The organism is Lysinibacillus sp. NPDC097214, from assembly GCF_050277945.1.
In the GTDB taxonomy this organism is placed as follows: domain Bacteria; phylum Bacillota; class Bacilli; order Bacillales_A; family Planococcaceae; genus Lysinibacillus; species Lysinibacillus xylanilyticus_B.
Map to the genome: position 1 here is coordinate 1 of NZ_JBNNSS010000015.1, position 13,028 is coordinate 13,028.

Annotated in this window: 10 protein-coding genes and 2 riboswitches; all 10 genes read right to left on the reverse strand. The window is 37.7% G+C overall.

Features of this window, described 5'->3' with window-relative positions; translation table 11 throughout:
* Positions 1-554: 554 nt before the first annotated feature.
* A complete protein-coding gene (locus tag ACQKMI_RS22395) occupies positions 555-1,859 on the reverse strand; it encodes an NCS2 family permease (RefSeq protein WP_427417051.1) in 1,305 nt (434 codons plus the stop codon).
* A gap of 133 nt (positions 1,860-1,992) precedes the next feature.
* A riboswitch (purine riboswitch) is annotated at positions 1,993-2,094 on the reverse strand.
* Positions 2,095-2,335: 241 nt separating this feature from the next.
* On the reverse strand, positions 2,336-3,004 hold the full coding sequence (locus tag ACQKMI_RS22400) for an MOSC domain-containing protein (protein ID WP_427492516.1): 669 nt from the start codon (positions 3,002-3,004) through the stop codon (positions 2,336-2,338).
* Between the two features lie 226 nt (positions 3,005-3,230).
* Positions 3,231-4,781 carry a glutamine-hydrolyzing GMP synthase gene (guaA, locus tag ACQKMI_RS22405; RefSeq protein ID WP_427492518.1) on the reverse strand — a complete coding sequence of 517 codons (1,551 nt, stop codon included), beginning with the start codon at positions 4,779-4,781 and terminating at the stop codon, positions 3,231-3,233.
* Positions 4,782-4,931: 150 nt separating this feature from the next.
* Positions 4,932-5,033, reverse strand: a riboswitch (purine riboswitch).
* A 36-nt stretch (positions 5,034-5,069) separates the two neighbouring features.
* Entirely contained in the window at positions 5,070-7,256 is a 2,187-nt protein-coding gene (locus ACQKMI_RS22410; RefSeq protein ID WP_427492520.1) for a transglutaminase TgpA family protein, read from the reverse strand.
* Complete coding sequence (locus tag ACQKMI_RS22415) at positions 7,253-8,434, reverse strand: DUF58 domain-containing protein (protein WP_427492522.1); 1,182 nt, start codon at positions 8,432-8,434, stop codon at positions 7,253-7,255. The genes ACQKMI_RS22410 and ACQKMI_RS22415 overlap by 4 nt, the downstream gene beginning before the upstream one ends.
* Positions 8,431-9,375, reverse strand: coding sequence for an AAA family ATPase (locus ACQKMI_RS22420; RefSeq protein WP_427492524.1), 945 nt, complete (start codon positions 9,373-9,375; stop codon positions 8,431-8,433). Before ACQKMI_RS22420 ends, ACQKMI_RS22415 begins: the two co-directional genes overlap by 4 nt.
* 238 nt (positions 9,376-9,613) lie before the next feature.
* Positions 9,614-10,294: an ABC transporter ATP-binding protein gene (locus tag ACQKMI_RS22425; RefSeq protein WP_427492526.1), complete on the reverse strand. Its 681-nt coding sequence runs from the start codon at positions 10,292-10,294 to the stop codon at positions 9,614-9,616.
* A gap of 227 nt (positions 10,295-10,521) precedes the next feature.
* A complete protein-coding gene (locus ACQKMI_RS22430; RefSeq protein WP_427492625.1) occupies positions 10,522-11,334 on the reverse strand; it encodes an ABC transporter permease in 813 nt (270 codons plus the stop codon).
* Positions 11,334-11,786 carry a nitrous oxide reductase accessory protein NosL gene (locus ACQKMI_RS22435; protein WP_427492528.1) on the reverse strand — a complete coding sequence of 151 codons (453 nt, stop codon included), beginning with the start codon at positions 11,784-11,786 and terminating at the stop codon, positions 11,334-11,336. Before ACQKMI_RS22435 ends, ACQKMI_RS22430 begins: the two co-directional genes overlap by 1 nt.
* Entirely contained in the window at positions 11,783-13,015 is a 1,233-nt protein-coding gene (locus ACQKMI_RS22440; protein ID WP_427492530.1) for a right-handed parallel beta-helix repeat-containing protein, read from the reverse strand. The genes ACQKMI_RS22435 and ACQKMI_RS22440 overlap by 4 nt, the downstream gene beginning before the upstream one ends.
* Between the last annotated feature and the right edge of the window lie 13 nt (positions 13,016-13,028).

Genomic DNA, 13,028 nt, shown 5'->3' on the forward strand with positions numbered 1-13,028 from the left:
AAATTGTTTTGCTGGCATCATGTTTGATGTCCAAAATTTTGTTTTGTTCACTAACTCAAGGTTAGCTACTAAAAACTTTATTGATTACGTTTTGCTTGTTCAGTTTTCAAGGTTCATTTGTTCGTCACATTTAAGTGACTTTCTATACTTTAACACGTTGTTAACTCTATGTCAACTAGTTATGTTAGTATTTTTTTGTTGTTGTTGTTTGTTTCGTAACAACGTTTATAAATATATCACCTTAATATTAAGTTTGCAAGCGAATTATTAAAGTAAAACTATTCTAATTAATGAAAAGGAGTTTCTTCTATAATATATAAATAACTTCACATGAATGTTATATGTTCCACAGTGACACTATAATCGCTTATTTCAATTTCTCCTGATTTCTTATATTAGTGGCTTCCCTTTTCTCCTGCATAAATTGATGAAGGTTTTCTTACCATTAAGATCATTTTATATTTTTTTATTCTCCAATAAGAAAAGCACCTACAATTGTTAGTTTCGTTTCTAACAATTGAGGTGCTTTTTATATTTCTAGTGTGTATTTATAATTAGCGTACCCAGATAAAGTATGCAAGGAAGACAAAGAATAATCCATACATCATAGGGTGAATTTCTTTTTTACGACCCGCTAAAAGCATTGTTATTGGATAGAATACAAAACCTATTGCAATACCAGTAGCAATTGAGTAACCAAGAGGCATCATTATTACTGTAAAGAAAGCAGGAACTGCAATTTCGAATTTATCCCAATCGATTAAACGTAATGAAGATACCATCAAAACACCTACAATAACTAGAGCTGGTGCTGTTACCGCTGGAGTTACCACAGCAAGTAACGGTGAGAAGAATAATGCTATCAAGAAAAGTATTGCCGTTACAACAGCAGAGAAACCTGAACGAGCACCTGCTGCTACACCAGAAGTTGACTCTACATACGCTGTAGTTGTTGATGTACCGAATAAAGAGCCAATTGTTGTTGCAAGAGCATCCGCCATTAATGCACGGCTTGCACGTGGTAATTTATTATCTTTTACTAATCCTGCTTGTGTTGCAACTGCCATTAAAGTACCTGCTGTATCAAAGAAATCCACAAACAAGAATGTTAACACAACAACTAAAAATTTAACGTTTAATAATGAATCGAAGTCATGGAAAATTGGATCTAAAGCTACCATAAATGTAGAATCCACGCTCGGAATTGCTGAAACAACTGCTGCAGGTGGATCAATCACACCCGTAATCATACCAACAATCGCTGTTATAACCATCCCTAAGAAAATACCAATACTGCGTAGTTTAATAATAAGAATAATTGAAAGGACAATCCCGAATACAGCTAGTAAAGTTGAACCACTGAATGTTCCTAACGTCACTAATGTAGCTGGGCTATCTACGATAATACCCGCTCCTTGTAACCCTACAAATGTTATAAATAAACCAATTCCTGCTGAAACTGCATATTTAAGTTGAACTGGAATTGCATTAATTACTGTTTCACGAATACCCGTTAGTGAAAGAATGATAAAAATAACCCCTGAGAAGAAAACACCTGTTAATCCAGTCTGCCAAGGAATACCGTAAGCTCCAACTACAGTGAAGGCAAAGAATGCATTTAAGCCCATACCAGGAGCAAGGGAAATTGGGAATTTAGCGAATATCCCCATAATCAGAGAACCGACTGCAGCTGCTAATGCTGTAGCTACGAATACAGCACCTTTATCCATACCTGCATTTTCTAAGATGCCAGGGTTAACAGCTAAAATGTAAGCCATAGCAAGGAATGTAGTAATACCACCTATTATTTCGCGGCGATAATTAGTTCCTAATTCATTGAACATGAAATACTTTTTCATTTTAAAGAAATCCTCCGTATGGTCGTCTTCAATATCGAAAACAAAAAAGACACACTGACTACTCTACTAGTCGCATGTCTACGATACATTTCATCACAGTTATTGTGAGAAATTAATTTAGTGTCTATACATTGGTATATATAACTAAAATCGTAGTCAAGTTATTTACGGTAACTTGGTAGAAACTCACGGGCCTTATCCCCGACATTATACGACGACATATTTAATTTACAATCGTAATATATCATTTCACTTTTTAGATTTCAACCCTATTTCCGAACATTTCTCACAAAAGTTATACGAAAGTTCGTGTAAATTTCTTATTTAATGTTCACATTTCAATAAATCGTTGCAAAAATGGGTTAGGACTGAACGTTGTATCATAGTTATAAAATAAAAAACCCTCTTGAACTCATTCGAATTCTAGAGGATTTTAATACTGTGACCGAGGGAGCGCTCCCTTAATCGACATATATTTAATTCATCACTTTACTTTGTAAGAGCTGAATTCTTTTTTCTAATTTTTGTTTCCAATCTTCTGCTAATGCATCAACCGCTTGTATATTTTTCATCGCATATGCGTCTTTGTTTTTAAAATATACTTCGTTGCAATGCAAAACTGAAACACGCGCAGGGTGCTTTTCCACTAATTCAATTTTTGAATTTGCACAGATTGTGCCTTCTTCCAGTACACGCGCAAGGAAACCCGTATAACCTGTTTCAATTAAACGTTTGAGTAATGTGTTCGCCTCAGTATATTTATCAATTGTACTACATGGTACACGTCCTTGGGTAATTTGGATGACAGCATCACCTATTTTATAAATATCGCCAATATAAATATCCGATTCTAACATATTCGTTACAGTTAGGTTTTCACCGAATGCTGCTGTCGGCAACGGTTTACCCAGTTCCTGTTCCCATTGTATGTAATGCTCTGCAGGATATAAACAAACGGCACGGTCAGGACCACCATGATGTTTTTTATCTGCTACATCGTCCCCTTCAAATCCACGAACGGACAAATAAACCTCTTGTACTTTTCGTTTTTCAATCCCTGTAATCATTGAACGCCCATTACTATATTGCAATTCTTTCGGCATACCAATAGCAAGTGTATGAATCATCGCTTTATTTTTTTCCATTTCAATCCCCCTAAACTAAGCAGCGACATAGAGTCCTATTGACAGTCATTAGTTTACTATACCTAACGATTTATCGTATAACTCTTTCTTTATATTCTACAAAGCAACAAATATTTCCTTTATATTAATTATGCCTGGCATAATTGAGTCCGGAATCGCAAAAATAAAAAGCTTGAAGAAAACCCAATAAAATGAGTACTTCAAGCTTTTTCTATTTGCTATTTAACTATTCCCACTCAATAGTTGCTGGTGGCTTAGATGTAATATCATACAGTACGCGGTTAACGTGTTTTACTTCGTTTACTAGGCGGACAGAGATTTTCTCTAGTACATCCCAAGGAATGCGTGCCCAGTCAGAAGTCATACCGTCGATAGATGTTACTGCACGGATACCGATTGAATAGTCATACGTACGTGCATCACCCATTACGCCAACTGAACGGATGTCAGGTAATACCGTGAAGTATTGCCAAATGTCGCGATCAAGACCAGCTTTTGCGATCTCTTCACGTAAGATGAAATCAGATTCACGTACGATTTCTAGTTTTTCTTCTGTTACTTCACCAAGTACACGGATACCTAGACCAGGACCTGGGAATGGTTGACGCCAAACGATTTTTTCGTCAAGGCCAAGCTCTAATCCTAATGCACGCACTTCGTCTTTAAATAATGTGTTAAGTGGCTCAATTAATTTGAATTGCATGTCTTCTGGAAGACCACCAACGTTATGGTGTGATTTAATCGTTTGTGCAGTTGATGTTCCAGATTCAATGATATCTGTGTAAAGAGTACCTTGTGCTAAGAAGTCCATACCTTCAAGTTTAGCCGCTTCTTCATCGAATACATAAATAAATTCGTTACCGATAATTTTACGTTTTTGCTCTGGATCAGAAACGCCTGCAAGTTTATCCATGAAACGTTGACGTGCATCAATTTTAATAAGATTCATGTCAAAGTCTTCTGTGAATGTTTTCATAACTTGCGCAACTTCACCTTTACGGTTCAAGTTGTGGTCTACGAACATACAAGTTAATTGATCGCCAATTGCTTTATGAATTAGAACAGCCACAACTGATGAGTCTACACCGCCAGAAAGTGCACATAATACTTTTTTGTCACCTACTGTTTCGCGGATTTTTGCGATTTCAAGTTCAATGAAGTTTGCCATTGACCAATCGCCTTTTGCTCCACAAATGTCGAATACGAACTGACGTAATAAGTCGTTACCATATACAGAGTGACGTACTTCTGGGTGGAATTGTACTGCATATAGTTTACGTTCTACATTTGCCATTGCAGAGATAGGGCAAGCAGCACTTGTTGCGATTACTTCAAAACCAGCTGGTACTTCTGTTACATGGTCACCGTGACTCATCCAAACGATTTGTTCAGTTGGTAAGTTACCGAATAACTTGTTTGAAGCTGTTACTTTAATTTCTGCTTTACCATATTCGCGTGTTTCAGCACCTTCAACTTTACCACCTTGCGTATGTGCCATTAATTGCATACCATAGCAAATACCTAGGATTGGTAAGCCTAATTCGAAAATAGCTGGGTCTACATGGAAGGCATTTTCGTCATAAACTGAGTTTGGACCACCTGAAAAGATGATACCTGCTGCGTTCATATTTTTAATTTCTTCTGCTGTAATCGTATGAGGATGTAACTCACTGAAAACACCAAATTCACGTATACGACGCGTAATCAATTGGTTAAATTGGCTACCGAAGTCAAGAACAACGATTTTTTCTTGCTCTAATAAAGGGCTAGCTGACAAAATTTCCACCTCTTCTACTATTTTTAAAGGCGCTTTTCATACATTCAAGAAAAACGCGTATGAAAGTAAAAACTTCCTACGCGTTCATAAGCTCTTGATGTATAAAGGCGAATGCGTCACAAAGAAAAGTGATTTACTAACCTTCTCACCTAACGAAACATTCACCTTCATAGAGAAATCATTTACGGTAATCTCGTAGAAACATCCGAACCTTATTATCGAACTTATATGAAAGCAATCCTCATCTATATATAATTTTTTTCATTTTACTCTTTGTACCTATCAAAATCAACCGATAGTGCGATTGATTAAATATTCCCAACTTTCTTTCAGTTCAATAAAATCTACCTCATGTTTGTCCTTACCATAAATATGTTGTTCATATACAGTGGTAAGTTTTTGCATCTCCTCTGTCTCTAGCGATGCATCTACCCTTGAAGCAAATGCTCTTAATGTTTCGCCATCTTTCCGGCGTAATCCAATACGAGATAATTGCTTCGTTAAAACATGGTATGAAGCATCAAAATTTGTCCAGTCCGCTTCTTTTTTACGAAATGCGCGTACTTGCATTTTAGGTATCCACGTTTTACGTTGCATAAATAAAGCGATGCAAGTGATAATCATCAAACCGACTAGGGCAATCCATACATAAATATGTTTTTTCACCCATGTCCATACAGAGTCAAAGCTAAACGATGTTGAGCTAGAAGTTTCTTTCTTCGGCTCTTGCTCGTCCTTCATTGGTTGCTCTTGCTTTGTTTCTGGCTCCAGTACTTGTTCCTGCTGAGGAGTGTCTTGCTCAATATCATAATCGATATTCACATCTCCCGAAAATCCAATTGTCGGTTCAAACTCCATCCAGCCTGTTCCAGGTACATACGCTTCCACCCACGAGTGTGCATTATCATTTGTAATTTGATACTCCTGTAAACCATCTGATATTCGACCAGGATTACCAGGTGCAAACCCTTTCACCCAACGTGCAGGTATCCCTGCCGAACGGAGGAGCACAACCATTGATGTTGAGAAATTATCACAGTAGCCAACTTTAGTATCAAATAAAAACTGATCAACATAGTCCTGATCCTCAGCTGGGACGGCTACTTCTTTTTTATCGTATCTAAAGCCATGAGATGAAAAATATTTTTCAACCGCTTTAATTTGATCATAGACCGAAGCTTTATCCTGCGTGATTTCTTTCGCTAAATTCCCTACACGTTGTGGAAGTGTATTTGGCAATTGTAAAAAACGGTCAAAGGACGGATCTACTGTTTTTAACGTGGATGGTTTAGCCATTTGGAGCTGTTCCATGCTATATACTGGCTCACTATAAGAAATCGTATAGTTAGATAATAATTTTGACTCACCATTCTGTTGTTCTATTGCTATTTTTTCAGTGTGTCCATCTTGAATAAATAGCGATGAATCTTTGGTAGTCACAGATATCATGCCATATGTTTGAATTAAAAAAGGCATTGGAACTGCAATGTCCATTTGAACCTGTCGCTCGGTTTCAGGAGATCCAACTTGTAACGAAGTTTGGATAGGGGTATCGGTCTGGTAGACGTTTTTTCCAAAATTCCCCTCTGAAAGAATCCAGCCCTTCGAAGTATAAGTATCCTTTGTATCGATACGCCAATAATGACGATCCTGGGAAGATGCTGTGAAAATTAGTGTATTATCACCTTGGAACGGTCCCCCTAATCGGCTATCATCCTCGCTGTAACCAACTGTTTTTCCGCCTGTTCCAGAGTCCCCTTGCCCTGCAATTCCCTTAATAAAAGGTACTGGATCAGCCCAAGTCGGCCCTGTCTTAGGTAAAAAGAATGCCACTCCACTAACAAGCATTACCGAAACAATCATTGGAATAACCAGTTTCCACTTTCCTATGACATTGCTCGGTGCATCTGTTTGAAGCCATAAGCGCTTAACAAAAAGCAAACCTGTCATTATTAACCCAAGCACAATAACTTTAACAATTGCCGTCTTTCCATCATAGTCACTAAATGTATCTAGTGTTGCAATAAAGAATACTGTTAACGCCAAGAAATAGAATATATTTTTCCGCACGGTTATCCAGTGGTGTATTAGGTATATTAACATCCAAATAAGCGCAACGAATAGCACCGTTCTAAATGAATCCGATACTTGTCCAAAATCGCCCGAAAGGATGGCAGTCATATTCCATTTCCATTCATGCATTAAAAACGGTATTGTCTGTCCAGAAAAAAAGGGACTTTCACTATAAACAAACACTATAAACCAAGTAATATAACCAAATTTCACTATGCCTGACAACAATGGATGTACTTGAAATAAACTGAGTGCTAATGATAGACCGATAAACACTAAAAACAAATGAAACAAGCCTGTATTTGTTAGCTGCATTACAGGAATAAGCCATTCACGTAAAATTAGAAAAATAATTACGTAAGCTATTGCTAATTCGATAAAATCTCCTAGTGATTTTTTCACGGCTTCATCACCTCCGTGAACAAATGGTAATAATCTGTTGGATTTACATGTACAACTTGGATTTGCTTATAACGCTTCGCTAGCTCTGTTTGCATAGGTGGCCGTTCAGCTACTACAAAACAAATACAGTTTTTCACCGTATTTGCTAGAGAATGAAGTAATTCATCTGATACTTCATTCGTAACATATAGTAATGTTGCTACATGCTTAAACACTTGCTGATCTCGTAATTGAAATTTGACATTTTCAGCAGGTTTTATAGCAGCTAAATGATGCATTATTTGGTCTAGTTGCTTATTACCTTGGATAATCGGAAACACCTTCGTTTTAGAACTAGCTGAAACAAATGAAATATCTCCACGTTCTTCGACAATTGTTTGTAGCATCGATGCTACAAGCTCAATTTTTTCTTCAAATAAGGGAGACTTTCCAGCATGAAGAACTAGCATTAACTCCTGTGATTGTCGATCTTCAAATTCCTTAGATTGCAACGTTTGTGTTTTCGCAAATGATTTCCAGTGAATCCACGAAAAACGGTCACCTGGAACATACTCACGTAAACCAACAGCCATGGATGTATCCTTAACAATTGAATAAGGTGACATCATTTTACCAACATCAAATTTTGTTTGAAGCGCGGCATATCTCATCTCGCGTACTCTCGGGTAAACTAAAATGACTTGTTCCTTTTCTGCCGCAACTCGCTTTTTTGCCCAGCCAAAAAAATCACAGAAAATAATATTAACACCTAAGTAACGATGCTCGCCACGGGACATATTTTCCAGCACATAATTCCAGCTAAATTTTTTCCTGAAGCCAACGAACTTAATGGTATTCGTTCCTTGTACCCTCGATTGAACAAGGACTTCACTGTTCACAAGTTCCTCCATCATCATATAAGCAAACGGAAAGCGTGTTTTTCGTTCTACCGTAATTGTTACCTTAGCAGATTGCCCACTCTCCACATGGGAGGGCTCAATTTTGCGTTCCACCAGTAAAATATGTTCTTTCACTAGTAAGAAAATAATTGCGTATAACAAAAATGGACTAACTGTAAAAAATACAAACCAACTGACAAATCCACCTTGGAACATGGCATAACAAAACGTTATGATCATTAACAAAGAAACTAATAAGAAATGTTTACTTTTCTCTATTAAAGCTTGCCATTTCTTCATTGCTCTGCAAACCTCTTTGTTGGTACAGGTGTTTTCGCAATAATTCGCTCAATAATTTCCTCTGCCGTTACGTTATCATAGCGAGCATCTGGCTTTAATACTAAACGATGGCTAAAAACAAATGGTACTAAATATTGAACATCATCAGGAGTAACATAACTACGTCCTTTTATAAATGCATAAGCTTGTGAAGCTTTCATTAAAGCAATCGTTGCACGAGGACTTACGCCTAAATGTACATAGCTATTTTCCCTTGTTTGAGTCGCTAATTCGACCATATAGTTTTTGACTGAATCCGCAACATGCACACCCTGTGCAAGCTCCTGCAATTCAATTAATTGCTCAACTTTTAGCACTGCTTCAATTTTTTCAATCGGTTTACCATGCTCAGCACGACGAAGAATCTCCACTTCTTGTGTCCTTGAAGGATAGCCCATTTTTATTTTTAGTAAGAAACGATCTAACTGTGCTTCTGGTAACGGATATGTCCCTTCATGCTCAATTGGGTTTTGAGTAGCCATAACGAAAAATGGTTGATTGATTGTTAATGTTTTACCATCAATAGTGACAGATGCTTCCTCCATTCCCTCAAGTAAAGCAGATTGCGTTTTTGGAGATGTACGGTTAATTTCATCCGCTAAAATTACATCTCCCATGATCGGACCAGGTCGAAATTCAAATTCTAGCGTTTTCGGATTATAGATCGACACCCCTACAACATCTGACGGTAATAAATCAGGTGTAAATTGAATCCTTTTAAATTGTGCCTCAAAGGATTTTGCCAGTGCTCGCACCATCATTGTTTTACCGACACCTGGTACGTCCTCAAGCAAGATATGTCCCTTTGCTAGTAAGGCTACTATACTAAGCTCTGCAACCTCTCTTTTGCCGATCATTACTTTTTCTATATTTTCTAATACATCTTGTATTTGTGAATTCATAAATCAAAAAACCTCCTATTTCACCCAGCAATTATTCGAATTGCGTGATAACTTACTTAAGAATAACGAAATATGTTTAGTAACACAATTATATGAGACGTTCATCGTATTGCTTAAACGCTATAATCCGAGCACTTAGCGAGAAAAGTAATAATACTTCAGCATGAAAAAGAAGGCTTGCCTGAATACAATCAAAGCAAACCTATCTTTTAGTATAACGTCATTACCTATCAGAATGTTACAGATTTAATTTTTTTAACCATAAATTCTCTAACGAAGATGAATTTTCTTGTAAAAGTATTTCCTCTAATTCACCAGAAATTAGTATGTTTCCTTCATGTAAAACTAACACATCGTCCGCTACTTCTTCCGCAAAAGCTAGTAAATGCGTAGAAAATATGACCGTACAGCCCCTTGCTTTTTCCTCTAGCATCATTTTTTTCAACTCCGCAATCCAGAAAGGATCTAGACCATTAGTCGGCTCATCTAAAATAAGCAAAGAGCCCTCACCGAGTAAACTTTGAGCGAGATTAAGACGTTGACGCATCCCCTTTGAGAAATGCTTCACTTTTTGCTTTCGAACATCCCATAAAGCAACGCGCTTCAGTACCTCCTCCTGTTCCTTTTTACCAATCTTCTTCAAAGAGGCAAGTAGCTGCAAAATTTCTGCAGCTGTTAACATAGTCGGAAAATCCACATCATCAGGCATGTATCGAATAGCTTGTGGTTTATGCCATATTATTTCTCCTGATTTTTGCTTTTCCTGCCCAGTAAGCAGGCGAATTAAAGTACTCTTTCCAGCACCATTTCCTCCTACAAGCGCTAAAATACGCCCCGTCTGTAAAGAAAAGGAGGCTTCATGAAGACCTCTATTATTATCATAGATATTCGATAACTTCTTGGTTTCTAATAGCATCATTTTCTATCCCCTTTCTATCAATTATGCCTCGGCATAATTGCGTCCAGAATCGGCTTTGTGCTTAGGCCTGCACGAGGGCCGACACGATGTCTGTCATTTCGGTAATGCCACAGGACGTGGCGTTTTTACCGATGCAGGTCAGTTAGCCGTTATCGCATGGATGCGATGATTTTAGGCTAACATCCTTTATGAACTCCTTTCCGATTCTGTGACATCCGCCGGAGGCTTTATCTTCTTTCACTGAAAGAAGATAAAAGTAGGCTAGTATAAGCTAACGGACATACTATCCAAAGCAATGTCACAGCTACGTATAATGCATAACCTAGTGGCGATGAATAAAACTGCGTTACTTTATAAAATGCTGGACCAAGAACACTCGCCTGATCTGTAAAAATAAAGTAACCAAAGCGTAGCCACTCCACAGGATTAATATGTATCGCAATAATCGTCAGTTTTTGAAGAATATGACCCGCCACGACAGTTCCAATAGCCATTAAAGCGTAAGAGATTAGCAATAAAAAAATAGACCAAAAAACAAGTGACAACGACAATGCAAATAATCTTGTTTTCGCAAAGGCTCCTACTGCAATGGCCAATGACACAAAAATGAAGATGCATAGCAAAGTTAGGACAATGAAGATAAATGGCAAACGCACTCCACCAAGAAATCCACCAAGCGCTACTATTACGCCAAACGCCACGGCAACGACCAAGAAAAAAGCGAGCACTGAGGCAATATACTTTCCTGCAATATATTGCCTACGCGTCATCGGATATGTCTTTAATAATGAAAACCATCCTGATTCCACATCACCAGCTACACTCATACTACCGATCGTTAATATAAACAGCGGCAATAAAAACAACAATACATTTAAAAACGAAGCTGTCTGTCGTGTAAACCCCTCTACATCCGGTAATGCCATTTGCTGAATGACAATGATCGCTGTAAAAACGAATGTGAAAAGTAAGCCTACAAGTTGCATCCAGCGACTTCTGAGCATTTGCTTTAGTTCTAGTTTAATAAGCATACTATTCATCACTTATGGATCCCCCATTTAAAATCATGTAAATCCTTATAGGCTAGTAGCTGACCTTCTCCCTCTGCCGTCATCCATTCCTGCGCCGCTTCCTTCGAATCGAATGCGACTACCCCATAATTCATCGGTGTCCAATACTCCTTGTTGTACACATAAACAGCGTTAAAAACGTCAATCCATTCATTTTTTGCCGCATCTTTAATATAGGCCGCTCCAACCTCATCTTCCCCATTCGCTTTCATATATTCCATAAGACAACCAATATCATCGAAAATTTCATAATCACCATTCTTCAACGCAATCTGACCAGCATATGCATTATGAACGATACTCATATTGCAAATTTTACAAACATCAGTTTCACTAACTATTTCACGAGGCTCATATGTTTTTTCACTACAGCCCACCAATACACCACAACATAGCAATACACACATCATCCATTTTTTCATTCCGTCATTCCTCTTTTCCATAGCCATAAACTACTTAATGCCAAGAATAATCCTAATAGCATTTGCAGCACGTTCATCTTGTTCTTCTCTTGTACATGCTTCATCGCCAATTTCGGCGTATGATCAACAAGCATGTTCTTTTCAGTTTTATTAATTTGCTGATCTAGAGATGTCAGTAAAAGGACGCTCGGAGATGCCACGAAATATTGGTAAACTGGCTGGCGTACCATCCATTGACCAAAGCTTGACATAGCCACATATGGAATATCACCGATACCATTGCCTTTTAAATCAATCCCTGAGTAATCATCATAATAATTATTTATTAGTTGAAAGCCTTGTTGGTCGGAGCGCGCCGTTAAAATATTACCTGTAAAGTTATTATTACTAGCCATTGTGTCGTCACTTGCCTTTGTACCTTCAATAGCTGTTTGATTCATCTGAAAATCATTAGTTTCAATTTGGATAGTTGAACTTTTCTGCATTGCAATACCCGTCCGATTATTTTTGATTGTATTATGCTTAATTTCTGCTTGCTGCACATCATACAGCAGCATACCGTAGCCATTAAAATCAACATGATTTGCTATTGTATTATTTTTGAGGAGTATGTCTGTTGTCATCATAATCATAAGGCCAGTCACATTGTGAACATATGTATTAAAAAGTGCTTCGGCATCACTTGTATACATAAAATGCGTACCATAACGACTGCTTGCCACCTTATTATGTTGAACAACAATATGCTTGACCTCTTCTACATAAATTCCGTCCTGCACTTGCTTAATAGTATTGCCTTCGACGGTGATGTCCTCACTCTTAAAGACAGCCACCCCATTACCTCTTTTGGAATAATGACCTTCAGTACCGGTCACATTGATTTCATGTATGCGTACATTTTTGGAGCGTTGTATATGAACACCTGTATGAACATCTTTAATTTGTAATTTTCGTAGCTCAAGTCCATCTACAGTACTAGCCACGATGGCTTTATTTTTCCCTGATAACGTTATATTTTCCACAGTGACATTAGCAGTGTTTTCAATTCGTAGGGCTGCGTTGTCTCTTACACCGACAAGCTCAGTTCCTTCTTCACCTTGTAACGTTATCGGTTTTGACACAATAAAATTACCTTGGTAACGACCAGCAGGAATATGAACGACCTCCCCTGGCTTTGCTACATTAATTGCTTCCTGTACATCGAAATCGGCGTACACTGTCTGACTCATGAATAGAAAAAAT

Bases quoted from the DNA above. Each gene is read 5' to 3' on its own strand.
- ACQKMI_RS22395 (WP_427417051.1), bottom strand. From the start codon at position 1,859: ATGAAAAAGTATTTCATGTTCAATGAATTAGGAACTAATTATCGCCGC.
- ACQKMI_RS22400 (WP_427492516.1), bottom strand. From the start codon at position 3,004: ATGGAAAAAAATAAAGCGATGATTCATACACTTGCTATTGGTATGCCG.
- ACQKMI_RS22415 (WP_427492522.1), bottom strand. From the start codon at position 8,434: ATGAAGAAATGGCAAGCTTTAATAGAGAAAAGTAAACATTTCTTATTA.
- ACQKMI_RS22420 (WP_427492524.1), bottom strand. From the start codon at position 9,375: ATGAATTCACAAATACAAGATGTATTAGAAAATATAGAAAAAGTAATG.
- ACQKMI_RS22425 (WP_427492526.1), bottom strand. From the start codon at position 10,294: ATGATGCTATTAGAAACCAAGAAGTTATCGAATATCTATGATAATAAT.
- ACQKMI_RS22430 (WP_427492625.1), bottom strand. From the start codon at position 11,334: ATGAATAGTATGCTTATTAAACTAGAACTAAAGCAAATGCTCAGAAGT.
- ACQKMI_RS22435 (WP_427492528.1), bottom strand. From the start codon at position 11,786: ATGAAAAAATGGATGATGTGTGTATTGCTATGTTGTGGTGTATTGGTG.
- ACQKMI_RS22440 (WP_427492530.1), bottom strand. From the start codon at position 13,015: ATGAGTCAGACAGTGTACGCCGATTTCGATGTACAGGAAGCAATTAAT.